This is a genomic window from Gordonia alkaliphila (genome assembly GCF_023017165.1).
Classification (GTDB): Bacteria; Actinomycetota; Actinomycetes; order Mycobacteriales; family Mycobacteriaceae; genus Gordonia; species Gordonia alkaliphila.
The window spans coordinates 3006875-3030365 of the sequence record NZ_JALKBW010000001.1; the positions used below are offsets into that span (position 1 = coordinate 3006875).

Below are 23491 nucleotides of genomic sequence, written 5' to 3' on the forward strand. Positions count from 1 at the left end.
CTGGTCTAACGCCACGCGGGTCCAGAAGGTTCCCGGCCGACATGAGAGTTCGCTAAGGAATCTCCGATCACTCGGGTTTGCGCTGGTCGGGCTCGACGTCGATCACCCGCCACGCCGGCTCGGTGGCCTCGGCGGGCAGTTCGCCCGGTCCCACGGTGCGGCCGGCGCCGAATTTGTAGTACTGCACCTCACCGTGTTTGCGGGCCGGTCGGTCGTTGGCGATCAGGACGGCCATCCACGGCAGCGGCACGGAGAACAGGATGATGCCCACCGCCCACCAGGCGCTGCCGGTGACGCCGTAGACGATGCCCGCGATCACCAGAGCGGGCAGTCGGAAGCTCATCATGAACAGGTACTTCCGCACGCGTGCACGGTGCTGTTCGTCGAGGCTGGTGTCGGCACGGGTGATGAGGAAGGCATCCGCTCGATTGTCGTGCTGCCCGCTCGTCTCACCCATACCCGTCGCCATGCATCCACTGTCCCACTTCTGGGCGGCCAGCGCACATGCCCAGCACGCGGTGCACATCGGCCGCCGGGTGCGTCACAATGGAGACCATGACCACCAAGACGATCGAGCGCCCCGATCTCGACGAGCGCACAGACCACGACGAGCGGACCGAGCAGGACGACGACACCCCCAAGGTCTTTCACTACGTGAAGAAGGACAAGATCGCCGAGAGCGCGGTGATGGGCACCCACGTCGTGGCGCTCTGCGGCGAGGTCTTCCCGGTGACCAAGTCGGCCAAGCCCGGCTCGCCGGTGTGTGAGCGCTGCAAGAAGGTGTACGCGCGCATCAAGAAATAGGTCCGTCCGCGAGTCCCGGCCGGGCTCAGGCGTCCGGCGGCGGTCGATTCCCCTCGCGAGGACCGTTCGACCGGTGCCAGCCGGGCCGGATCGCGCGACGCCGCAGGGTATCGGTGATCTCGGTGGTCTGCGTCGAGACCCACTGACGCACCATCGGCCCGTTCACGTCGGCCGGCCACAGTTCCTGGATGGCGGCGTTCAACTCGGCGCCGACCACGATGGAGAAGCCGAGGAAGAAGCCGAACAGTAGGAACGCGATCGGGGTGGCCAGGGCGCCGTAGGTGTACCCGACGTTCGCCAGAGCGGTCAGGTAGGCGCGCAGGACGTACGCCGACAGCCAGAAGAAGACGCCGGACAGGAACGCGCCGGGCACCAGGCGCAGCCACGGCAGCGGATAGGGCAGCGCGAAGCGGTACAGCAGCACCAGTGCGCCGATGAGCAGCAGACCGACGAACGGGAAGTAGCCCCAGTCGATGAGGGCGCTGACCGCGTTGCTCCAGTCGTCCGGCACGATCTCGCGCAGGTAGGTCGGGCCCAGCGCCACCAGCGGCAGCACGATGACCGCGGTGATCAAGAAGAAGATGTAGATGATCAGCGCGAAGATGCGCTGCCACACCGGGTTGCGCACCTGGTGCTGGTCATGCGCGGTGACGATGGCCGCCACGAAGCAACTCATCGCCGATGAACCGGCCCACAGCGACATGATGAAGCTCACCGAGATCACGGCACCGCGTCCCCGGCCGAGGACGTTGTCCAGGGTGGGTTTGATCAGATCGTCGACCACTTGCTCGGTGAAGATGCTGTCGGCGAACGAGATGATGCGATCGCTGATGATCTCCACGGTGTTGGGCCCGAACCAACCGCCGATGTAGCCGAGGCTGCCGAGCACACCGAGCAGGAGCGGAACCAGCGACAGGGACTGCCAGAAGGCGGCCTGCGCCGACCAGCCGATGATGCCGTCGTCCCACGACTTCACGGTGGTGCGCCACACCAGCCGCCAGGATTTGGCGAGCACTCCGGGCCGGTCGTCGGACGGGGGTCCGGCGTCCGGCTGGGCGTAGCGCGGCTCATCGTTGCTGATGGGTAACAGCATTGCCCATGTCCGCGGTGAATCGGACACCGGGCCGTGTCTCCGGCGTGGCGGGGCGGTCGGCGGCACGGGCTAGAATCGACCCCGATATGACTGAACCGGGGCTGATTTCCACTGTGTCCGACGCGCCGTCCGAGCCTGCTCAGGCTCGACTGGCCGGGGGATCGTTGCGCGCATGGCAGCGCCGCGCACTCACCAAGTACCTGACCGCGCGTCCGGCGGACTTTCTGGCCGTCGCGACGCCCGGTGCAGGTAAGACCACGTTCGCGCTGCGGGTGGCGGCCGAGCTGCTGGCGGACAAGACCGTCGAGCGCATCACGGTGGTGGCGCCCACCGAGCACCTCAAGCACCAGTGGGCGCAGGCGGCGGCGCGGGTGGGCATCGCCCTCGACTCGAACTTCTCCAACTCCACTGGATCCACCAGCTCCGACTTCAACGGTGTGGTGCTGACCTATGCGCAGGTCGCCGCGCACCCGTACCGGCATCGCGAGCGCACCGTGGCGCGTCGCACGCTGGTGATCCTGGACGAGATCCACCACGGCGGCGACGCGAAGTCGTGGGGCGACGGCATCCGGGAGGCGTTCTCCGACGCCGAACGTCGCCTCGCCCTCACCGGTACTCCGTTCCGGTCCGACGACTCGCCGATCCCGTTCGTCACGTACGACCCCGAGCCCGGCGGCGGCGCCCGCTCGCGCGCCGATCACTCCTACGGCTACTCCGACGCGTTGCGCGACGGCGTGGTCCGCCCGGTGGTCTTCCTGGCCTACTCGGGGCAGGCGAGCTGGCGCACCAGTGCGGGCGAGGAGTTCACCGCGCGCCTGGGCGAGCCGCTGTCGGCCGAGCAGACCGCCCGCGCCTGGCGCACCGCCCTGGACCCGCACGGCGACTGGATTCCGGCGGTGCTGACGGCCGCGCACCGGCGCCTGCAGAAGCTCCGCGCCTCCGGCGTGCCCGACGCCGGGGGACTGGTGATCGCGACCGATCAGGAGCGCGCCCGCGATTACGCCGAGCTGCTGGAGTCGATCACCGGGCGCAAGCCGACCCTGGTGCTGTCCGACGAGGCCGGCTCGTCGGCCCGCATCGCGTCGTTCGCGGCCTCCGACGACGAATGGATGGTCGCGGTCCGCATGGTGTCCGAGGGCGTGGACGTGCCGCGGTTGGCGGTGGGCGTCTACGCCACCAACGCCGCGACCCCGCTGTACTTCGCGCAGGCCATCGGGCGCTTCGTGCGTTCGCGGCGCCCCGGCGAGACCGCCAGCGTCTTCCTGCCGTCGGTGCCGGTGCTCTTGCAGCTGGCCAGCGAACTGGAGGCGCAGCGCGATCACGTGCTCGGCAAGCCGCACCGCGAGGAGTCCGGCCTGGACGACGCCGCACTGGCCGACGCCAATCGGACCAAGGACGAGGACGGCGAGGACGAGCCGGCGTTCCAGTCGCTGCACGCGAGCGCCGAACTGGACCAGGTGATCTACGACGGCGCCTCGTTCGGTACCGCCACCATGCCGGGCTCGGAGGAGGAGTCGGACTACCTGGGACTGCCCGGACTGCTCGATGCCGAGCAGGTCCGGACGCTGCTCCAGCAGCGCCAGGCCGCCCAGGTCACCAGGCGCTCGGCGCCGGCCGCCCGTCCGGCGCACGAGCAGGCCGCTCAGGATGCGCCCAACGCGGCCGAGCGCAGCACCGGGGAGAACCTGCACGCGCTCCGCAAGGAACTCAATACCTTGGTGGCCCTGCATCACCACCGCACCGGCCGCCCGCACGGGCAGGTGCACAACGAGCTCCGGCAGCGCCTCGGCGGACCGCCCACGGCGATGGCCACCGCCGAGCAGCTGCGCGAGCGCATCAGCGCCCTGCGCACCTGGAAGTAGCCGCAGCGCAACACGCGAGTGCCCGGGCTCCCCGCGGGGAGACCGGGCACTCGCGTCGGTCTGTCTTCGTCAGGCGTCGGTCATGCGGTGACGACGGCGGCCATCTCCACCAGGCGGGCCTCATGACCGTTGTAGTGGTGCTGGCAGAAGAGCAGCTCGCCACCGGCTGGGAGGGTGGCGCGGACCTTGGCGGCGGCGCCGCAGCGGTCGCAGCGGTCGGCCTTGGTCAACGGGGCGGCGACGATCGTGGAGGTGGCGTGGTCGGTCATGGAGTTCCCCTTCCATTCATTCACTGTCTCTGCCGAACGACCGGGGTCCCGGACGTCTCGACTCTCACTCTGTCAGACGTTTGGGAGCCTCACATTGTTCCCGGGTCGGTTCGGGAGTGTCGTCCGGCGGCTTCCACCATCCGCAACGCGAGGTCGGCGTAGGCATCCGACAGGGCTTCGGGGCTGAGGCTGCCGCCTTCGTCGTACCAGCGGGCGATGTCGATGTTCATCGACAGCAGGGCCAGGGTCACCGCCCGCGGATCGCTGGTCGCGAAGTCGCCGGAGGCCATTCCGGCGTCGACCACCGCGCGCATCCGGCGGGCGATCTCACGGCGAAGTTGGCGGATCTCGGTGTAATGCTCCGGGCTGAGCGAGGCGAGCTCGTAGTTCACAACGCGAGCGGTGGTGTGATTCTCCGCATGGTGGCGGGAGAAGCCGCGGATCAGGCGGTGCAGACGGGCCGCCGGGGCGAGTTCGGGGTCGTCGTACTCGTCGACCACCGCCAGGGTGTCGCGGTGCCCGCCCAGCGACAGCTGGTAGAGCAGATCCTCTTTGGACGGGTAGTGGACGTACACCGCGGCCGGGCTCATCCCGGCGGCCGCCGCGAGATCGCGGGTGGTGGTGCCGTGGAAACCGCGGTCGGCGAAAGCCGTGACGGCCGCATCCAGCAGCCGGGCCCGCGTCTGCTGCGCCTTCGAAGTGTTCTCGGTCACTGCCGGCCCCTGTCTGTCCTACCCTGTCGTCTGTGCGTCGTTCTCGTGTCGACGGTTGACGTTCACCGCCATCACCGGCAGAGTAGAGCACCAGAGCCTAAGCGAGCGCTTAGTCGAGGATTTCAGTGCAGACACTGCAGAACGGAGCCCCGTGCCGATGAGTGACCAACGATTTGCCGGTAAGACCGCGATCGTGACCGGAGCCAGCCGTGGCATCGGTCTCGCGATCGCCCAGCGACTGGTCGACGAGGGGGCGCGGGTGGTCATCACCGCGCGCAAGGAGCCGGCGCTGCAAGCGGCCGTCACTCAGCTCGGCGGACCCGAGCACGCGGTGTACGTGGTCGGCGGCGCCGACAACACGGCGCACCAGGACGCGGCCGTGGCGGCGGCCCTGGAGAACTTCGGTTCGGTGGACTATCTGGTGAACAACACCGGCATCAATCCGGTGTACGGCCCGCTGATGGAGATGGACGTCGAGGCCGCGCGCAAGATCCTGGACGTCAACGTCCTCTCGGCCCTGTCCTGGGCGCAGAAGGTGCACGCCGCGTGGATGGGCGAGCACGGCGGCGCCATCGTCAACCTCGGCTCCATCGCCGGGCTGCGTCCGGCGCCCGGCATCGCGTTCTACGGCGTCTCCAAGGCGGCCGTACTGCACCTCACCGAAGAGCTCGCGGTGGAGCTGGGCCCGAAGATCCGGGTCAACGCCGTGGCCCCGGCCGTGGTGAAGACGCAGTTCGCGACCGCGCTCTACGAGGGTCGCGAGGAGAAGGTCGCCGCGGCCTACCCGCTGAAGCGACTCGGCGAACCGGACGACATCGGTTCCGTGGTGGCCTTCCTGCTGTCCGCGGATGCGGGCTGGATGACCGGCCAGACCCTCGTAGTCGACGGCGGCGTCCTCCTCGGAGGTGGCGCGTGAGCGGCTTCGATCCCCACGGCGCCTGCGTCGTCGTGACCGGCGCGGGCAACGGCATCGGCGCGGCCCTGGCGACCGCCCTCGCTGCGCGCGGCGCGCACGTCGTGGTCGCCGATCTCGACGCCGAGGGTGCCGCGCGCACCGTCGACGTCATCGAGACCGCAGGCGGCACCGCCGTCGCCGCACCCGGCGATGCGGCCTCGGAGGATGGCGTGGCCGCACTGATCGGCACCGCGCGCGAAGCCTTCGGTCCGGTGCAGGCGTGGTTCGCCAACGCCGGCGTCGACCGCGGCCGCGGCCTGGACGCCACCGAAGCCGAGTGGGCGCTGTCCCTCGACGTGAACGTGATGGCGCATGTGCGCGCCGCGCGGGCGCTGCTGCCGGAATGGCTGGACGCCGGCGGCGGCCGCTTCGTCGTCACGGCGTCGGCGGCCGGCCTGCTCACCATGCTCGAGGCGCCCGCCTACTCGGTGACCAAGCACGGTGCGGTGGCCTTCGCCGAGTGGCTGTCGGCCACCTACCGGCACCGCGGCGTCGTGGTGCAGGCACTGTGCCCGCAGGGCGTGCAGACCCGCATGCTGACCGAATCCGGGCCGCTGGAGGAGATCCTCAGCCGGGACACGGCGTTGACGGCCGAACAGGTGGCCGCCGATGTGCTGTCCGCGCTCGACGGCGACGAGTTCCTGATCCTGCCGCACGCCGACGTCGCCGACTACTACCGGGCACGCGCGAACGACACCGACCGCTGGCTGTCCGGCATGAACCGACTGCAGCAGAAGCTGGACGCGGGGAAGGCCGCCGGCGGTGAGTGAGCACCTGCCCGGCCTGGATCTGACGGCACTGACGCCCTGGTTCGTCGACCACGTCGGGGCCGTTGGCGACGGCTTGACCGCCGAACACATCGCCGGCGGCAAGTCGAACCTGACCTACCGTCTGCGCGCGGCCACCGGCGAATGGATCCTGCGACGGCCGCCGGTGGGCAAGCTGCTCGCCACCGCGCACGACATGGGCCGCGAGTACCGGATGATGTCGGCGCTGGCCGGCACCGCGGTGCCGGTGCCGCAGATGTACGGCTACTGCGACGACGCCGATGTGCTCGGTGCACCCTTCTACGTGATGGAGTCCGTGGCCGGCACCCCGTACCGGCGGGCCAAGGAACTGCAGCCGCTGGGCGCCGAGCGCACGCGGGCGATCTCCGAGCGCCTGATCGACACGCTGGCCGCAGTCCACGCGGTGGATCCGGCGGTCGTGGGTCTCGCCGACTTCGGCCGCGCCGAGGGCTTCCTCGGCCGGCAGGTGAGCCGGTGGCGCTCGCAGTTCGACGCCGCGCACACGCGGGACCTGCCGGACATGATCGCGCTGCACGAGGCGCTGGCCGCCCGGGTGCCCGCCGACGGCGCACCGGGCATCGTGCACGGCGACTACCGGCTCGACAACGTGTTGTTCGACGCCGACGACCGGCCCGCCGCCGTCATCGACTGGGAACTGTCGACGATCGGCGACTCGCTGACCGACGTGGCGCTGATGTGCGTGTACGACCGGATGGGCAAGCTGTCGCCGGGTGCGGTCTCCGACGTGGCCGCCGCGCCCGGATACCTCGACGAGCACGAAGTGCTGGCCCGCTACGCCGCCGGTTCCGACCGCGACCTGAGCGACTTCGGCTTCTACGTGGGGCTGGCCTGCTTCAAGCTCGCCGGCATCGTCGAGGGCATTCACTACCGCTACGTGAACGGCCAGACGGTGGGCGCCGGCTTCGCCGGAGTCGGCGACTCCGTCCATCCGCTGCTCGCCGCCGGACTCGCCGCGCTGCGCGGTCAGTAGTACGGGGCACTAGAGCCCAGACGAGACACTGCTTCGACAACCGAGGAGGAACAGACGTGGAATTCGCCTACGACGAAACGACTGAGCAGTACCGGCAGAACCTGCTGGAGTTCATGGACGAGCACGTGTACCCGGCCGAGCCGGTGTTCGCGGCCCAGCTCGCGGCACTGGAGAACCGCTGGGACTGGGACAGCGTCCCGGTGCTGGCGGAGCTGCGCGCCGAAGCACGACGCCGCGGCCTGTGGAACCTGTTTCTGCCCGGCGAGCACGGCGCGGGCCTGACCAACGCGCAGTACGCGCCGCTGGCCGAGATCACCGGCCGCAGCCCGCAGCTGGCGCCGGCCGCGCTCAACTGCGCCGCCCCGGACACCGGGAACATGGAGGTGCTCGCGCAGTACGCCAGCCCCGAGCAGCAGGAGCGGTGGCTCACGCCGCTGCTCAACGGAGAGATCCGGTCGGCGTTCGCGATGACCGAGCCGGACGTGGCCAGCTCGGACGCCACCAACATCGAGTTGTCGATCGTGCGCGACGGCGACGACTACGTGATCAACGGCCGCAAGTGGTGGATCACCGGCGCGATGAGCCCGAACTGCACGGTCTTCATTGTGATGGGCAAGACCGATCCGAGCGCCGATCGGCACCGCCAGCAGTCGATGATCCTGGTGGAGCGCGACACCCCGGGCCTGGAGGTGGTGCGCGGCATGGAGGTGTACGGGTACGACGATCACAGCCACGGCGGCCACGCCGAACTGAAGTTCACCGATGTGCGGGTGCCCGCCGCCAACCTGATCGGCGCCGAGGGCGACGGCTTCGCCATCGCCCAGGGCCGACTGGGACCGGGCCGCATCCACCACTGCATGCGCTGCATCGGGATCGCCGAACGGGCGCTGGAGATGATGTGCGACCGCACGAGCAATCGCGTCGCCTTCGGCAAGCCGCTCTCCGAGCAGGGCGTGATCCGCGACTGGATCGCCGAGTCCCGCGTGAAGATCGAGATGCTGCGGCTGCTGACCCTCAAGGCCGCCTGGCTCATGGACACCGTCGGTAATCGCAAGGCGCACACCGAGATCCAGGCGATCAAGATCGCCACCCCCACCGCAGTGGAGTGGATCGTCGACAAGGCGATCCAGGCGCACGGCGCGGGCGGACTGTCGCAGGACTACCCGCTGGCCGAGATGGTCGCCGGGGTGCGGACGCTCCGTTTCGCCGACGGCCCGGACGAGGTGCACAAGAACGCCCTGGCCCGGTACGAACTGCGCAAGCAGGCCGCCCGCCACGGCTGAGTTGCCCCACAGAACACTGCCGCCCCTCCCGAACACGTCGGGAGGGGCGGCAGCGTTATGTGGACTCAGTCCAGGTAGTCGCGGAGGACCTGGGAGCGGCTCGGGTGGCGGAGCTTGCTCATGGTCTTGGACTCGATCTGGCGGATCCGCTCGCGGGTGACGCCGTAGACCTGGCCGATCTCGTCCAGGGTGCGGGGCTGACCGTCGGTGAGGCCGAAGCGCAGGCGCACCACGCCGGCTTCGCGCTCGGACAGGGTGTCCAGGACGTCCTGGAGCTGATCCTGCAGCAGCGTGAAGCTGACCGCGTCGACCGCGACCACGGCCTCGGAGTCTTCGATGAAGTCGCCGAGCTGGCTGTCGCCCTCGTCGCCGATGGTCTGGTCCAGGGAGATCGGTTCACGCGCGTACTGCTGGATCTCCAGCACCTTCTCCGGCGTGATGTCCATTTCCTTGGCGAGTTCCTCCGGGGTGGGCTCGCGGCCCAGATCCTGCAGGAGTTCACGCTGGATACGACCCAGCTTGTTGATCACTTCCACCATGTGCACCGGGATACGGATGGTGCGGGCCTGGTCGGCCATGGCGCGGGTGATGGCCTGGCGGATCCACCACGTGGCGTACGTGGAGAACTTGTAGCCCTTGGTGTAGTCGAACTTCTCGACCGCACGGATCAGACCCAGGTTGCCTTCCTGGATGAGGTCGAGGAAGGCCATGCCGCGGCCGGTGTAGCGCTTGGCCAGCGAGACCACGAGGCGCAGGTTGGCCTCGAGGAGATGGTTCTTGGCGCGGTTGCCGTCGCGGGAGATCCAGTTGAAGTCGCGGCGCTGGGCCACCGACAGCTTCTCGCCGTCGGCCATCACGCGGCGGATCTTCTCGGTGGCGTACAGGCCGGCTTCGATGCGCTTGGCCAGTTCCACCTCTTCCTCCGCGTTGAGGAGGGCGACCTTGCCGATCTGCTTCAGGTAGGCGCGCACCGAGTCCGCCGACGCGGTCAGCTCGGCGTCCTTGCGGGCCTGGCGGAGCGCTTCGGACTCGTCCTCATCCCAGACGAAGTCGCTCGAGGACTTCTCATCCTTGCTGGACTTGGCCGCCTCGGCGGGCGTCTCCTGCTCGTCGGCTTCGAGATCGGCGTCGACGTCGATCTCGGCTTCGTCGAGGTTCTCGGGCGCGTCCTCGTCGACGCCGGTGAACTGCGTCTCGTCGTCGAGCTCGTTCGTGGCCGCCGACTTGGTCGCGGTCTTCTTGGCCGCCGTCTTCTTGGCGGTGGTCTTCTTCGCTGCCGTCTTCTTGGCGGTGGTCTTCTTCGCAGCGGTCTTCTTGGCAGCGGTCTTCTTGGCTGCCGTCTTCTTCGCAGCGGTCTTCTTTGCTGCGGCCTTCTTGGCGGGCGCCTTCTTGGCCGCTGCCTTACGAACCGGTGCCGGTTCGGCGTCGGTCTCGGCGTCCGGGGTCCTGGTGGTTGCCACGTACGACCTTTCACACAATTATCAACGGCACGGCATGCATTGGACGGCAACGCTGTCGCATCGCATCGCTGCGACGGCGCAAGCGCCGCCGCGTTGGGGCATTGTGCCTGGTCAGGGGAGTGGGCCGGAGGGAGCCGGACCAACGCGTTCCATTGTAACTAAACGCGGCCGAACCGGGGCGCTCCGGTGGCGACTCGCGACGAGATGGGCGGGCTCGGACCTGATCAGCGGTCGTCGACGACGGCCATCGCCGCGCCGACGATGCCCGCGGTGTTGCGCAACGCTGCGGGCACCACCGGAACGGCGTTGGTCAGGTGGGGGATCCAGCGATCGGCCTTGCGGCTGATGCCGCCGCCGACGATGAACAGGTCGGGGGAGAAGATCCGCTCGTAGTGCACGAGCACCGTCGACAGGTGCCCGGCCCAGGTCTTCAAGGACCAGTCGCGGTCCTTGCGGACCTTGGCGGAGGCCTGCTGCTCGGCGACGATCCCGTCCACCTCCATGTGGCCCAGTTCGGAGTTCGGGATCAGGGTGCCGTCGTACAGCACGGCCGAGCCGATCCCGGTGCCGAGCGTCAGCAGGATCACCAGGCCGGTGTCGAGGTGCGCACCGCCGCCGTAGGCCTGCTCGGCCAACCCCGCGGCGTCGGCGTCGTTGAGGACTCGGACGCGTCGTCCGTGCAGCGATCGCCGGAACAGGGCCTCCACGTCGGTGCCGATCCACGAACGGTCGACGTTGGCCGCGGTGGTCATGACGCCGTCTTTCACCACGCCGGGCAGGGTGAGACCCACCGGTCCGGTCCAGCCGAAGTGTTCGACGATGGTGTTCACCGTGCGCGCGACGCGCTCGGGCGTGGCCGGTTGCGGGGTGTCGATGCGGTGGCGTTCGCCGACGAACTCGCCGGTCCGCAGATCCACGATCGCGCCCTTGATGCCGGTCCCGCCGATGTCGATACCGAAGCTCAATCCGGAGCCGGGACTCGGCACCCGGTCGGCGCCGAGATAGGTCACGTCAGACATGGCGTTCACCTTACGGCGCGAACCCGGCCGTCGTTGTGCGCCACTAGACTCGGGTGCTGTGAAGCCCGCCGATTCGTCCACATCCGTGTCCCCGCAAGAACTGTGCGAGATCGCCTGCGCGGTGGCGCGCGAGGCCGCCGATCAGGTGCGTGTGCGCCGCGCCGACCTGTTCCCGGCCACCGGTCGCCGCGCCGACGACGCCGCGGTGAGCACCAAGTCGACGCCCACCGACCCGGTGACCGTCGCCGATACCGAGAGCGAACGACTCATCCGCGGACTGCTGGCCGTGGTACGTCCACACGACGCGATCCTCGGCGAAGAGGAGGGCGGGGCCGACGCGCTCGCCGACGGTGTGCGGTGGGTGGTGGATCCGATCGACGGGACGGTCAACTTCCTCTACGGGGTACCCGCCTATGCGGTGTCGGTGGCCGCACAGGTCGACGGGGTGTCGCAGGCCGGCGCCGTGGTCGACGTGGCCCGCGGCGTCACCTACTGGGCGTGGCTGGGCGGCGGCGCCTGGTGCGCGGGACCCAACGAGGAGCCCCGCCGCCTCACCGCGAATCCGGTCGACGACGTCGCGCTGGCGCTGGTCGCCACCGGATTCGGGTACTCGCCGATCAGGCGTCGCGCGCAGGGCGAGCTGTTGGCCGCGCTGCTACCGCAGATCCGCGACGTGCGCCGTATGGGCGCGGCGGCGTTGGACCTGTGCATGGTGGCCGCCGGCGCGGTGGATGCCCACTTCGAGCACGGTTTGGCGCCCTGGGACTGGGCCGCGGGCGGACTGATCGCCGCCGAGGCGGGCGCGCGGGTGGTGCTGCCGCCGGCGCAGTCCAGTTCCGCCGACGGCCATGCGACGGTCGCGGTGGCACCCGGTATCGCTGACGACTTCCTGGCGCTGCTCACCGACATCGACGGATTGAGACAGCTTCCGGAGTGAGCCGATGGGGCGGTGAACTCAGCAGGACTGCGCGTGCACGGCCTCGATCAGGGACCGGTCGACGCCGGACTTCGCGTTGCGCGGGTCCACCGAGCGCAGCGACTCGAGAGCGGCCTGCATGTCCTGCGTCGGTTGGGTGGCGGTGTAGTACTCGCCGAGGGCCACGTCCACGTCGGTGCCGGCCCGGCCGTCGTTGACCAACTGTGCGCACGGCAGGGCCAGCCACACCGCCGCTGCGGCCGTCTGGCCACCGGTGCCGAACCGGATCTGCGCCACACAGCTCAGATCGCGTTCGGGGTAGAGCGTGTCGTCGCCGTAGGCGGGGGTGCCGGGCGCGTAGCCCTGTGCCGCCAGGCCGTCGGCCACCGAGCGCGCCTCGCCGTGGGCGGCGGCCGAGTTCAGCACCGTGACCGTGAACGTCGACAGCGCGGCCGGTGCGACACTCAGCATGTCCGAGCGATTGACCACCTTGAGTTCGGGGCCTTCTGCGCTGGTCGGCAGGTTGCAGGCGGTCGGGCGGCTCTCCTCTTCGTCGCCGATGAACGCGAAACTCCAGGCCCCGATGCCGACGAGCGCGAGCACCGTCGCGATCACGATCGCGGGCGTGTAGTTGCGTCGCGGAAACGGGCGTCCCTGGGCATCGGTCGAGTACCCGGTGGCGAACTTGGAGACCATGCCACCACTGTAGGGGCAGGCGGCAGGCAACCGCGGGAAGCGACGCACGTGCCGTCCCCCCGCGGCCGGGGTTGACTCGCTGCGATCGATCGCCTAGTATTCGGCGCGCCTGGGGCGAATAACGTGTGTGTCGCACGGGCCGTGGGGAAGATGGCAAAGCACGACAGGACCAGGGTGAGGTAGAACATGGCGACCGATTACGACGCACCTCGGCGGAGCAACGAGGAAGACCTGGCGACGGACTCGCTGGAGGAACTGAAGGCGCGACGCAACGAGGCGAGCACGGCCGACGTCGACGTCGACGAGACGGAGACCGCGGAGTCGTTCGAACTGCCCGGTGCCGACCTGTCCGGCGAAGAGCTGTCGGTGCGCGTGGTACCCAAGCAGGACGACGAGTTCACCTGCGCGAGCTGCTTCCTCGTGTACCACCGCAACCGGCTGGGCGCCGAGCGCGACGGCCAGCTGATCTGCGTGGACTGCGCCTGAGCGATAGAACAGAGCAGACGAAAGAGGCCGACCCCGTACGGGGTCGGCCTCTTTCGTTCGTCCTGTTCGGGCGGTCGTGAGCGCCGGAGAACTCAGGCGGTCGACGGAACTCAGGCGGCCGACGACGGCGTTGTCGGCGCGGCACCGGCGTCGACGATGCCCATCGCCGCGAGCACCTTGTCCGGGTGGCGGGTGGAGACCAGCCAGTACGGGGTGGGGTCGTCCGGGTCGTCGATCACCACGAGCACCATCGGCTTGATCCACGAGCGGTAGACGAGGAACGCCGCGGGGTCGAGCTGTCGGCCCATGGCGGCGCTGCGGGCCGTCGCCGGAACGACGGCTCCGCGGGCCACTACCTCGGCGGGCAGCATCGCCTTGTGCGCGTGCAGGGCGCCGTCGGCGTCGACCCGGATCTTCATGCGGTTCATCGTGAACAGCAGCCAGCCGACGAGCACGCCGAGGATCGGGTAGAAGACGTAACTCCAGGTCTGCATGTAGGCGGCGAGCTGCGCCTGATAGCCCAGCAGCGCCACCAGACCGGCCGCGAGGAGCCACCACCACACCGGCACGGTCAGCCGTTCGGAGTACCGGTCGGCCGAGGAGCTGGGGGTGGAATGGGAAGCAGTCACGGGGCCCATCTTACTGGCTGTCGCGGTGGTGGCCGCGCCCCGGCCCGCCCCGAGTAGTGTTCGGTGCGTGACCTCAGAACTCCACTACGAACCGCTGCCTGTGGTGCGGCTCGACCCCGATCTGCCGCTTCCGGCCCGCGCTCACCTCGGTGATGCGGGTGTCGACCTGTACTCCACCACCGACCTGGAGCTGGGTCCCGGGCGGCGGCAGGTGGTGGGCACCGGTATCGCCATCGCGCTGCCGCACGGCACCGTCGGCCTGGTGCACCCGCGGTCGGGTCTGGCCGCCCGCGCGGGCCTGTCGATCGTCAACGCGCCCGGCACCATCGACGCCGGCTACCGCGGGGAGATCAAGGTGTGCCTGATCAACCTCGATCCCGAGTCGTCGATTCAGATCGCCCGCGGCGACCGCATCGCACAACTGCTGGTGCAGAAGGTGGAGTTGCCGGAGATCATCGAGGTGACCACCCTGGACGAGACCGCGCGCGGGACGGGCGGATACGGCTCCAGCGGCGGGCACGCAATTCTGCATTCGGCGACCGATACTCCGGAGGGTTGAGCAATGGCGACCAGCAACACCAGCAAGCACACCATCGGCGACGGTGCCGGACCCTACGACCTGGGGGAGTTGGCCACCCCGGCCGCCGACCTGGCCAATTCGCACCTGGATCTCGGATCGGTCCTGGTGCCCGTGGTGGAGGGCGGTCAAGTGACCGTCGAGATGTCCGCGGCGAACGAACCTGAAGCGGTCTACCTGGTGACCCCGGTGGGCCGGATCGGCGTGCACGCCTTCGCGGCACCGCGCAGCGGCGGTCTGTGGCGCGAGGTGGCACGGGAACTGATGGAGTCGCTGAGCGGCGAGGGCGCCCAGGCGAGCGCGGAGGACGGCCACTGGGGTCGCGAAGTGGTGGCCGCGGTGCCCGGCGGTCAACACCGGTTCATTGGGGTCGACGGTCCCCGCTGGATGGTGCGGTGCGTGGCGAGCGGGCCCGACGAGGCCGCGCCGCAGTTGGCGCAGCTGGCCCGCGCCGTGCTGGCCGAGACCGTGGTGCGTCGCGGCAACGAGCCGTTCCCGCCGCGGGACCTGCTGCCGCTGGTGCTCCCGCAGGTCCTCGCCGAGCAGGTGGCCGCAGCCCAGCAGAACATGGCCGCCGAGGCCGGTCAGGTGCCCGCGGAGGGTGCCCCGTCATCGCCGCTGAACGCGGCACCGGTCGCCGAGCCGGCGGCCGCCCAGTCGTCGACAGCCCAGTCGGCGGGGGAGACGGTGCCCGGTGGCGCGGTGGAACAGGCTGCGGCGGCAACGGTCTTCACCGACGAGGTGTCGGCCGAGTCGGACCTCGTCACCGCCGATGAGGCGGAGCAGGACGCGCAGGTGCGCCCGCCGTCGGAGGGCTCGGCCATGCAGCGCCTGCGCAGCAGCCGGAAGCGTCGTCGCCGCTAGAAATCGCGCCAGGCGTTCACGCAGGCCGCACCGAGGAGATGGGGCTGCGGGCCCCACTCGGACAGCGCGATCTCGGTGAGCGCCGCGTGCGGGGCCGCCCGCGCCCAGTCGCGGGCCACCTCGATCGGGTGCAGCGGGTCGTCGAGGGCACCCGCGATCGCCAACGGGACCGGAAGCTCGGCGATCTCGGCCAGAGTCGGCGCGCGGTAAGCGGCCGCAGTGCGCAACTGCCCCACCAGATCGCGGTCGGCCAGGGCGCGCCACGACCGGCTCAGTTCAGCGGCCAGCCACGGCGGGCTGGTGGCCGCCATCGCGGCGATCGTGGGTTCGAGGCCGTCGCGTTCCACGGCGTCGGCGGTCACCCGTGCACTGAGCGCGGCGAGGCTGTCGCCGACCGGGCCGGACCACGGCGGCAGCGCCGCGAGCACGCCGCTGCAGTGCGCCCCGCCGCGGTCGAGGACCCAGCGCAGGGCGACCACCGCGCCGATCGAGACGCCGCCGACGACGATCGTGGTGCCCGCGGCGGCCGCGGCGTCGGCGGCCGCGTCGAGGGTGTCGAGGTAGTCGTCGATCAGTCGGGCCGAGGGGGCCAATGCCTGCAGGTCAGCCCCCGCTTCGGCCACGGCCGGGCCGAAACTGCGGCGCAGGTAGTCGTCGTCCGAACCGGTACCGGCCATCAGGATCACCGTCGGCATAACCCCGCCTTCCGTTGCGTTGTACAGTGTGGTCGCACTAGTTCCGTTGCTTCGGAGGATGGCATGGGTACGTCAGGGCTCGTCAAGCGCCTGGGTCGGATGCTCACCGAGGACCTCGAGGTCCTCGACACCGACCGTATTGAACGCGAGTCGCGGGCCGAGGGCGCGCAGCGCGCCGCGGACTGTCTGCGCGGCGATGAGGCGACGATGATCGGCGAGTTGCGCACGGTGCAGACCTGTTCGCGCAGCACCAAGACGGGCGTGGAGGCCGAGTTCTTCGATGGCAGCGACACCGTGCTGCTGAAGTGGTTGGGCCGCAGTCGGATTCCCGGGATCGAGCCGGGTCGCAAGATCACCGTGCGCGGCCGGGTAGCCACCGTCGACGGCATGAAGGTGATCTACAACCCGTACTACGAGCTGCATTCCCGCCAAGACTGAGCGCAGCAGTTCTACAACAGCAGCGCGATACCGGCGGTCAGCAGGCCACCGATCTTCACCAGTTCGCAGGCCACATAGGCCAGGTGCGCACGGCTCCGCTGCGCCGGGACGTTCTCCGGGTCGGCGAGGACCGCCGCGGTCCGCCGGGACAGGGCCGGCCGGACGGCCAGCACCTGCAGTGCCAGTGCGCCGACCGCGACAATCAACCCGTAGATCACTGAGCGGGACCAGTCGTCGGCCACCGCAGCCGTCACCACCAGGGTGACGGCGAGGACGCTCTCCACCGCATTCAGCGCACGGAACACCAGGCGACCGATGCCCAGGCCCAGGGGAATGGTGATCCCCGGCGCCTGGAACTTGAGCGGCGCTTCGAGGAACGAGATGGCCAGCACCATGCCGAGCCACACGAACACCAGGGCCACCCCGGTGGAGAGCGTCGCACTCATCCGCGGCCGCCGACGCGCACCAGTTCGGGACCGAAGGTCTCGTAGTGGATGCGTTCCTCGGGCAGATCCTTGGCGAGCAGCGAACCGCGGACCGAACTCAGGAAGCCGGCCGGGCCGCACAGCAGAGCCACCGTCTCCGGGGCGATCGAGATGTCGTCGAGCGACATGAAACCGATCCGAGCGCCGTCGCCGGCGTCGTGGCCGTTCTCGTACCACTGCTCCAGGCGGGCCTGCGGCAGCTTGTCGACGAGGTCGGCGAGCTCACCGCGGTGCGGCTGACGCGACCGCGACCGGTCGGCGTGCAGGACGTGCACGGGTCGGGTGTCGCCGGTCTGCACCAGGTGGTGCAACAGGCCGATCACCGGGGTGCAGCCGATGCCGGCGGAGGCCAGCAGCAGCGGGGCGTCGCCCTCGGGCAGCGCGAGATCGCCGAACGGGGTGCTGACGTGCAGGGTGTCGCCCTCGAAGACGCGCTCGTGCAGGTACGAGGACACCTCGCCGTCGAGCTTGACCGAGAAGCGCCACTGCGGATCGTTCGGCGCGCCGGTGAGGCTGTACTGGCGGATCTGGTGGGCGCCGTCGTCCAGCGGCACCTGCACCGAGATGTACTGGCCCGGGGTGAACGACGGCAGCGCGCCGTCGCGGGCGGCGACGGTGAACGAGACCGCGTCCGGGGCCACCTGCTCGCGCTCGACGATCACCACGTCGCGCCAGACGTCGCCGGGGGTCACGCCGGCGTCGGCGTACAACTCGTTCTCGCGGCCGATCAGCGTATTGGCCATCTCCCAGTACAGCTCGTCCCAGGCTGCGGCGACCTCGGGGGTGACCGCCTCGCCGAGAACCTCGACGATCGCGGCGAACAGGTGCTCGTGCACGATCGGGTACTGGTCGGCGACCACGCCGAGCGAGGCGTGCTTGTGCGCGACCCGCTCGATGATGAACTTCTGCTGCGCCGCGTCGGGAATCAGCTGCAGGCGGGCGAACGCGGCGATGGAACCGGCGAGCACCTTGGGCTGAGTGCCGATCTTCTGATTGGCGCGGTTGAACAGGTTGTCCAGCAGCTCCGGGTGCGCGGCGAACATGCGCTGGTAGAAGTTCGGGGTGATGTCGTCGAGGGCGCCTTCGACGGCGGGCAGGGTCGCGGCGAGGACGGCGCGCGTCTGGTCGGAGATCATCGTGGATTCCTGTTCTCTGCGGTGGAGGGACGAAGACGGTCATCTCTGGCCGCCGGGGCCCGCGCGTCGTCCGCGCGGGAGCTGAGGGGGAGTGCGGGATCGCTGAGGAAGCGCACTCGGGTGGGACCGGCGACGATGAGGTCGGCGACGGTCAGGGAGTCGAGGCTTTCGTAGAAGGCTCGTTGGGCGCGGGCCAGTGCGCCGCGCAGCGTGCAGCCGGCGCGCAGCGGGCAGGGCGTGGGGCCGTCGCAGTCGACGACGTCGGTGTCGCCTTCGAGCTGACGGGTGACCCAGCCGACGCCCGCGGTGCGGCCGAGTTCGGTGATCATCAGGCCGCCGGCGCGGCCGCGGCGCGCATGCACCACGCCGATCTCGGCGAGGCGGCTGACCACCTTGGCGACGTGGGCGTAGGGGACGCCGAGTTCGCTCGCGAGGCCGCGGCTGGTGTGCAGGACGTCGGTCTCGTCGGCGGCGAGGCGCATGAGAACGCGGAGGCCGATGTCGGTGAAGCGAGTCAGTTGCACGGACCGATCAGAACATAATCCGCATGCTCGCTACCAATTTAAGTGGTGAAGCTCTCACCGGGACGAAAGTCCTTGTCAGGGCGGGTATTTCCGGCCGGGACCGGACCCGTCTGTGCCGGTCAGGGGGCCGCGCAGATGACCTGTGCGAGTTCGCTTTCGGCTTCCTCGGGAGCGATGAAGACGAGCTCGTCGCCGCCCTCGAGAGCGTCGTCGGGCTGCGGCACGATCACTCGGCGCCCACGGATGATGGTCACCAGGGCGACGTCGCGGGGGAGTTGCAGGCGACGGACGGCCTTGCCGGCGAGCGGGGTGTCGTCGGGCAGGGTGAGCTCCACCAGGTTGGCCTGGCCCTGACGGAAGGTCATCAACCGCACCAGATCGCCGACGCTGACCGCCTCCTCCACGAGGGCGGCCATCAGCCGCGGGGTGGAGACGGCCACGTCGACACCCCAGTCGTCGTTGAACAGCCATTCGTTGCGGGGATCGTTGACGCGGGCCACGACCCGGTTGACCGCGAACTCGGTGGTGGCCAGCAGGCTCACCACCAGGTTGGCCTTGTCGTCGCCGGTCGCGGCGATCATCACGTCGAAGGTCTGCAACTGCGCCCTCTCCAGGTCGCGCAGCTCGCACGCATCGGCCTGCACCCAGGTGGCCTCGGGCAGGATCTCCGGTTTGAGGTTGCGGGCGATCTTCTCGATCAGGGTGACGGCATGGCCGTTGATCACGAGTTCCCGGGCGATGGCCCGGCCCACGGCGCCGGCTCCGGCGATCGCGACCTTCATGTGTTGTCTCCTTCCACGGGCGGGAGCTTGGCCGCGGCGTGCGCGTTGTCGAGATTGGCGGCGAGCGTGGCGACGAAGACGTCGTCCTCGGCCTGCAGCACGCTGCGCGGTTCCGGCAGCATCGGGCTGCCGAGGCGCTGCAGGAAAGCGATGCGCGCGCCGGTCAGCTCCTGGAACTTGGCGCAGCTCACGCCGAACCATTCTTCGTGCACGTCCACCTGCGCCAGCACCAGGGCGCCGGTCGGGTCGTGCCACAGCGGCGCCTGCGGGGTCTCGCCCAGCGCCGTGATGAACCGCTCGGTGGTCCACGGGACGGTCGCGACCGTCGGAATGCCCAGGCGCTCGTAGACGGCGGCGCGCTTGGCGTCGTAGATCCGGGCGACGACGTGCTGCACGCCGAAGGTCTCGCGAGCCACGCGCGCCGAGATGATGTTGGAGTTGTCGCCGGAGGAGACGGCGGCGAAGGCGTCGGCGGTCTGCACACCGGCTTCGATGAGCACATCGCGGTCGAAGCCGACGCCGGTGACGGCCTCGCCGGTGAAGTCCGAATCGAGTCGGGCGAAGGCGTTCTGGTCCTGGTCGATGACGACCACATGGTGGCCGCGACGCGACATCGCGCTCGCCAGCCCGGCCCCCACGCGGCCGCAGCCCATGATGATTACTCGCACTCGATGGACGTTACCCCGCGCCAGGCCTAGTGTTGCGGGGTGCCTGGATTCACCTCGGCCACCACGGCGGCCAAACGGCTGCTGCTGGGTCGGCCTTTCCGCAGCGATTCCCTCGGGTCCACGCTGCTGCCCAAACGCATCGCGCTGCCGGTCTTCTCCTCGGACGCGATGAGCTCGGTGGCGTACGCGCCGCAAGAGATCTTCCTGGTGCTGTCGCTGGCCGGCATCAGCGCGTACTCGTTCGCCCCGTGGGTGGGGCTGGCGGTGGCAGTGGTGATGGTCGTGGTGGTGGCCAGCTACCGGCAGAACGTGCACGCCTACCCGTCCGGCGGCGGCGACTACGAGGTGGCCACCGCCAACCTCGGCCCCAACGCCGGCCTCACCGTGGGCGCGGCACTACTGGTGGACTACGTCCTCACCGTCGCGGTCTCGGTGACCTCCGCCGCGGAGAACATCGGCTCGGCGATCCCCTTCGTGCACGAGCACAAGTTGCTGTTCTGCATCCTCGGTATCGCGCTGGTGGCCGCGGTGAATCTTCGCGGTATCCGCGAGTCGGGCTTCCTGATGGCCATCCCGACCTACGCCTTCATCATCGGTGTGCTGGCGATGCTGGTCTGGGGCTTCGTGCAGCTCTTCCTGATGGGCCGAGACCTGCAGGCCGGCACCGCGCAGTACGACCTCGTGGCCGACCAGAGCGACTTCACCACGCTGGCCATGGTCTTCCTCGTCGCGCGGTCGTTCACCTCCGGCTGTGCGGCGCTGACCGGCGTGGAGGCGATCAGCAACGGCGTGCCCGCGTTTCAGAAGCCCAAATCGCGCAACGCCGCCACCACGCTGCTGCTGCTCGGCGCGTTCTCGATCACGCTGCTGCTCGGCATCGTGGTGCTCGGCGAGAAGCTGCACGCCAAGTACGTGCTCGACCCGCAGGCGGAACTGGCCGGGTTGCCCGACGGGTATCAGCAGAAGGCGATTCTGGCGCAGCTCGCCGAGACCGTGTTCGCCGGTTTCCCGCTCGGTTTCTACGTCATCGCCGTCGTCACCGCGCTGATTCTGCTGTTGGCGGCCAACACGGCCTTCAACGGCTTCCCGGTGCTCGGCTCGGTGCTCGCGCAGGACCGCTACCTGCCGCGTCAGCTGCACACTCGCGGCGACCGGCTGGCCTTCAGCAACGGCATCGTGTTCCTGGCACTGGTCGCGATCGGCTTCGTGATCGCCTTCGACGCCGAGGTGACGCGGCTGATCCAGCTGTACATCGTCGGCGTCTTCGTGTCGTTCACGTTGAGTCAGACCGGCATGGTCCGGCACTGGACGCGACTGCTGAAGACCGAGACCGATCCGGACGCCCGCGGCCGGATGATCCGCTCGCGGGTGGTGAACGCGGTGGGCATGGTGATGACCGGCACCGTGCTGGTGGTGGTCCTGCTGACCAAGTTCACCTCCGGTGCGTGGATCGCGGTGCTGGTGATGGTCATCATGTTCGTGCTGATGAAGCTGGTGCACCGGCACTACACGGCCGTCGAATCGGAACTGGAGGCCGCGGCGGAGGAGGACGACGGGGTGCTGCCCAGCCGGACCCACTCGATCGTGCTGGTGTCGTCGCTGCTCATCCCCACCCTGCGGGCGCTGCGGTATGCGCGCGCCACGCGGCCGGACACGCTCGAGGCGGTCACCGTCAACGTCGATGATCGGGCCACCCGCATTCTGGTCTCGAAGTGGGAGGAGAGCGACATCAGCATCCCGCTGAAGGTGATCGCCTCGCCGTACCGCGACGTGACCCGACCGGTGATCACCTACGTTCGCCGCATCCGCGCGGCCGCGCCGCGCGACGTGGTGACCGTGTTCATCCCCGAGTACGTGGTGGGCCACTGGTGGGAGCACATCCTGCACAACCAGTCCGCGCTGCGCCTGAAGACGCGCCTGCTGTTCGAACCGGGCGTCATGGTCACCTCGGTGCCGTGGCAGCTCGACTCGTCGAACCGGGCCGCCCAGCGTAGCGACGTCGAATACATCGCGCCCGGCGACACCCGCCGCGGCTTCGGTGTCACTCCTCCGAGGGATCAGCCGTGACCGCCCCGTCGAACCCCGCGCCGTCCACCCTCGACCTCACCGTCACCGGCTTCGCCAACGGCGGCGCCGGGGTGGCCCACGCCGACGACGGGCGCGTGGTCTTCGTCGCCGGAGCCCTGCCCGGCGAACGCGTGCGGGCGCGGATCGACGAACAGAAGGCCGCGTTCGCGCGCGCCGTCACGCTGGAGGTGCTGGACGCCTCACCGCATCGGATCGATCCGAGCTGCCCGGCCGCGGCGGCCGGCGCCGGCTGCTGCGACCTGTCGTACGTGAGCGCCGAGTACGCGCGGGAGCTGCACGCCGGCGTCCTGGCCGACGTGCTCACCCGCCTCGGACGCTTCGGACCCGACGTACCGGCCCCGGCCGCGCCGGCGGTCACCGCCCTCGGGCCGGACGCCGACGGCTGGCGAGTGCGGACCCGCCTCGCGGTGGGGGCCGACGGCGCGGTCGGGCTGCGGAGCCGCGGCTCGTCGGACCTGATCACCACACCCTGCGTCGCGCCGGTCGACGGCCTGCTCGCCGGGGCGGCCGCGCTGGGCGCGTCGCCGGGGAGCGAGCTGGTGCTCGCCCTGGGCTCGGACGGACGCCGCCATGCCGCACAGCTGTCGCCGGTGGCCAGGCCGCGTCGCGGTGGGCGTCGGGCGTCGGCGCAGCGGGCCCGGCACAGCGCCGCACGCGACCGGACCACCCGCGTCCTCGAGGGCGACGGGGCGGTGACGCAGACGGTGGGCGGCCACACGTGGTCGATCCCGGTGACCGGCTTCTGGCAGGCCCACCGGGCGGCCCCGGCGACCTACGCCGAGACGGTGCGCCGCTACGTCGGCGCCGTGGACGGTCTGCCCGCGGGCCTGCGCGTGTGGGACCTGTACGGCGGTGCGGGCGTCCTCGGCGCGGGACTGCTCGACGGCGCACTCCCGGTCGCGCTCATCGACCTGGTGGAGACCGATCCGGGCGCGCTCGCGGCCGCCGCCGACGCGCTCGGCGACGCCCCGGTCACCGCCCACCGCGGCGACACGGCGACGGTGATCGGCGGCCTGAGCACGCCGGATGTGGTGATCGTCGATCCGCCCCGGCGCGGTGCGGGCGCGGCGGTGGTCGCCGCGATCGCGGCCGCCCGGCCGCGCGCGGTGGTGCACGTCGGTTGTGACGCGGCCGCCTTCGCTCGCGACCTGCGCGACTACGTCACACACGGATATCGGGTCACCGCGTGGCAGGGTTTCGACGCCTTCCCGCGCACACGCCATATGGAGGCGATCGCCCTTCTGGAGAGTCCGTAGACTATCTGGCATCG

General features: G+C 70.0%; 27 protein-coding genes. 13 read left to right on the forward strand and 14 right to left on the reverse strand.

The features are described 5' to 3' along the window. Positions 1-67: 67 nt before the first annotated feature. Positions 68-469 carry a DUF3099 domain-containing protein gene (locus MUG78_RS13655; protein ID WP_246995646.1) on the reverse strand — a complete coding sequence of 134 codons (402 nt, stop codon included), beginning with the start codon at positions 467-469 and terminating at the stop codon, positions 68-70. Positions 470-555: 86 nt separating this feature from the next. Between MUG78_RS13655 and MUG78_RS13660 the strand changes: the two genes are divergently transcribed. Further along, positions 556-804, forward strand: coding sequence for a DUF3039 domain-containing protein (locus MUG78_RS13660; RefSeq protein WP_246995648.1), 249 nt, complete (start codon positions 556-558; stop codon positions 802-804). A 25-nt stretch (positions 805-829) separates the two neighbouring features. Here MUG78_RS13660 and MUG78_RS13665 read toward each other — a convergent pair whose 3' ends face one another. Next, positions 830-1897 (reverse strand): YihY/virulence factor BrkB family protein, encoded by a 1068-nt coding sequence (locus tag MUG78_RS13665; protein WP_246995650.1) that lies wholly within the window; start codon positions 1895-1897, stop codon positions 830-832. An 86-nt stretch (positions 1898-1983) separates the two neighbouring features. On the opposite strand from MUG78_RS13665, the gene MUG78_RS13670 reads away from it, so the two are divergent. After that, positions 1984-3759, forward strand: a complete 1776-nt coding sequence (locus tag MUG78_RS13670) for a DEAD/DEAH box helicase (RefSeq protein ID WP_246995652.1) — start codon at positions 1984-1986, stop codon at positions 3757-3759. Positions 3760-3839: 80 nt separating this feature from the next. Here the strand turns inward: MUG78_RS13670 and MUG78_RS13675 are convergent, their stop codons facing one another. Both MUG78_RS13675 and MUG78_RS13680 read right to left on the reverse strand, forming a co-directional pair. Then, entirely contained in the window at positions 3840-4028 is a 189-nt protein-coding gene (locus MUG78_RS13675) for a DUF7455 domain-containing protein (protein ID WP_246995654.1), read from the reverse strand. Between the two features lie 89 nt (positions 4029-4117). Beyond that, positions 4118-4741, reverse strand: a complete 624-nt coding sequence (locus MUG78_RS13680) for a TetR/AcrR family transcriptional regulator (protein WP_246995656.1) — start codon at positions 4739-4741, stop codon at positions 4118-4120. Between the two features lie 157 nt (positions 4742-4898). Between MUG78_RS13680 and MUG78_RS13685 the strand changes: the two genes are divergently transcribed. The 4 genes from MUG78_RS13685 to MUG78_RS13700 are packed head-to-tail and all read left to right on the forward strand — an operon-like array spanning position 4899 to position 8758. Then, the gene (locus MUG78_RS13685; RefSeq protein ID WP_246995658.1) at positions 4899-5657 is read left to right on the forward strand and encodes an SDR family oxidoreductase; all 759 of its coding nucleotides are present in this window, start codon (positions 4899-4901) and stop codon (positions 5655-5657) included. Further along, positions 5654-6466: an SDR family NAD(P)-dependent oxidoreductase gene (locus MUG78_RS13690; protein WP_246995660.1), complete on the forward strand. Its 813-nt coding sequence runs from the start codon at positions 5654-5656 to the stop codon at positions 6464-6466. Before MUG78_RS13685 ends, MUG78_RS13690 begins: the two co-directional genes overlap by 4 nt. Then, on the forward strand, positions 6459-7475 hold the full coding sequence (locus MUG78_RS13695; protein WP_372493239.1) for a phosphotransferase family protein: 1017 nt from the start codon (positions 6459-6461) through the stop codon (positions 7473-7475). The genes MUG78_RS13690 and MUG78_RS13695 overlap by 8 nt, the downstream gene beginning before the upstream one ends. 56 nt (positions 7476-7531) lie before the next feature. Beyond that, complete coding sequence (locus MUG78_RS13700; RefSeq protein WP_246995662.1) at positions 7532-8758, forward strand: acyl-CoA dehydrogenase family protein; 1227 nt, start codon at positions 7532-7534, stop codon at positions 8756-8758. 65 nt (positions 8759-8823) lie between these two features. On the opposite strand, the gene MUG78_RS13705 is transcribed toward MUG78_RS13700, so the two are convergent. Together MUG78_RS13705 and ppgK are read right to left on the reverse strand one after the other, a co-directional pair. Next, positions 8824-10218, reverse strand: coding sequence for an RNA polymerase sigma factor (locus MUG78_RS13705; RefSeq protein WP_246995664.1), 1395 nt, complete (start codon positions 10216-10218; stop codon positions 8824-8826). A 224-nt stretch (positions 10219-10442) separates the two neighbouring features. Beyond that, complete coding sequence (gene ppgK / locus MUG78_RS13710) at positions 10443-11237, reverse strand: polyphosphate--glucose phosphotransferase (protein ID WP_246995667.1); 795 nt, start codon at positions 11235-11237, stop codon at positions 10443-10445. On the opposite strand from ppgK, the gene MUG78_RS13715 reads away from it, so the two are divergent. After that, on the forward strand, positions 11236-12174 hold the full coding sequence (locus MUG78_RS13715) for an inositol monophosphatase family protein (protein ID WP_372493240.1): 939 nt from the start codon (positions 11236-11238) through the stop codon (positions 12172-12174). The genes ppgK and MUG78_RS13715 overlap by 2 nt on opposite strands. Positions 12175-12192: 18 nt before the next feature. Here the strand turns inward: MUG78_RS13715 and cei are convergent, their stop codons facing one another. Continuing rightward, positions 12193-12849, reverse strand: a complete 657-nt coding sequence (gene cei / locus MUG78_RS13720; RefSeq protein WP_246995670.1) for an envelope integrity protein Cei — start codon at positions 12847-12849, stop codon at positions 12193-12195. Between the two features lie 186 nt (positions 12850-13035). On the opposite strand from cei, the gene MUG78_RS13725 reads away from it, so the two are divergent. Next, entirely contained in the window at positions 13036-13335 is a 300-nt protein-coding gene (locus MUG78_RS13725) for a DUF4193 domain-containing protein (protein ID WP_246995672.1), read from the forward strand. A 110-nt stretch (positions 13336-13445) separates the two neighbouring features. Here MUG78_RS13725 and MUG78_RS13730 read toward each other — a convergent pair whose 3' ends face one another. Then, complete coding sequence (locus MUG78_RS13730; protein WP_372493241.1) at positions 13446-13973, reverse strand: DUF3093 domain-containing protein; 528 nt, start codon at positions 13971-13973, stop codon at positions 13446-13448. Between the two features lie 58 nt (positions 13974-14031). Between MUG78_RS13730 and dut the strand changes: the two genes are divergently transcribed. Together dut and MUG78_RS13740 are read left to right on the forward strand one after the other, a co-directional pair. Next, complete coding sequence (gene dut, locus MUG78_RS13735; RefSeq protein WP_246995677.1) at positions 14032-14523, forward strand: dUTP diphosphatase; 492 nt, start codon at positions 14032-14034, stop codon at positions 14521-14523. 3 nt (positions 14524-14526) lie between these two features. Then, on the forward strand, positions 14527-15405 hold the full coding sequence (locus MUG78_RS13740) for a DUF3710 domain-containing protein (RefSeq protein WP_246995679.1): 879 nt from the start codon (positions 14527-14529) through the stop codon (positions 15403-15405). On the opposite strand, the gene MUG78_RS13745 is transcribed toward MUG78_RS13740, so the two are convergent. Further along, positions 15402-16100 carry an alpha/beta hydrolase gene (locus MUG78_RS13745; RefSeq protein ID WP_246995681.1) on the reverse strand — a complete coding sequence of 233 codons (699 nt, stop codon included), beginning with the start codon at positions 16098-16100 and terminating at the stop codon, positions 15402-15404. The two genes, MUG78_RS13740 and MUG78_RS13745, sit on opposite strands and share 4 nt — an antisense overlap. Positions 16101-16163: 63 nt before the next feature. Between MUG78_RS13745 and MUG78_RS13750 the strand changes: the two genes are divergently transcribed. Further along, a complete protein-coding gene (locus MUG78_RS13750; RefSeq protein ID WP_246995683.1) occupies positions 16164-16538 on the forward strand; it encodes an OB-fold nucleic acid binding domain-containing protein in 375 nt (124 codons plus the stop codon). A gap of 11 nt (positions 16539-16549) precedes the next feature. On the opposite strand, the gene MUG78_RS13755 is transcribed toward MUG78_RS13750, so the two are convergent. From MUG78_RS13755 to MUG78_RS13775, 5 genes are all read right to left on the reverse strand, one after another. After that, positions 16550-16984, reverse strand: a complete 435-nt coding sequence (locus MUG78_RS13755) for a hypothetical protein (protein ID WP_246995685.1) — start codon at positions 16982-16984, stop codon at positions 16550-16552. Further along, entirely contained in the window at positions 16981-18159 is a 1179-nt protein-coding gene (locus MUG78_RS13760; protein ID WP_246995688.1) for a globin domain-containing protein, read from the reverse strand. Before MUG78_RS13760 ends, MUG78_RS13755 begins: the two co-directional genes overlap by 4 nt. Then, positions 18156-18683, reverse strand: a complete 528-nt coding sequence (locus MUG78_RS13765; RefSeq protein ID WP_246995690.1) for an RrF2 family transcriptional regulator — start codon at positions 18681-18683, stop codon at positions 18156-18158. Before MUG78_RS13765 ends, MUG78_RS13760 begins: the two co-directional genes overlap by 4 nt. A 119-nt stretch (positions 18684-18802) precedes the next feature. Further along, complete coding sequence (locus tag MUG78_RS13770; RefSeq protein WP_246995692.1) at positions 18803-19465, reverse strand: potassium channel family protein; 663 nt, start codon at positions 19463-19465, stop codon at positions 18803-18805. After that, positions 19462-20133: a potassium channel family protein gene (locus MUG78_RS13775; RefSeq protein WP_246995694.1), complete on the reverse strand. Its 672-nt coding sequence runs from the start codon at positions 20131-20133 to the stop codon at positions 19462-19464. The genes MUG78_RS13770 and MUG78_RS13775 overlap by 4 nt, the downstream gene beginning before the upstream one ends. Before the next feature lie 39 nt (positions 20134-20172). On the opposite strand from MUG78_RS13775, the gene MUG78_RS13780 reads away from it, so the two are divergent. Continuing rightward, complete coding sequence (locus MUG78_RS13780) at positions 20173-22200, forward strand: APC family permease (RefSeq protein ID WP_246995696.1); 2028 nt, start codon at positions 20173-20175, stop codon at positions 22198-22200. Then, on the forward strand, positions 22197-23477 hold the full coding sequence (locus tag MUG78_RS13785; protein WP_246995698.1) for a class I SAM-dependent RNA methyltransferase: 1281 nt from the start codon (positions 22197-22199) through the stop codon (positions 23475-23477). Before MUG78_RS13780 ends, MUG78_RS13785 begins: the two co-directional genes overlap by 4 nt. Positions 23478-23491 lie beyond the last annotated feature (14 nt).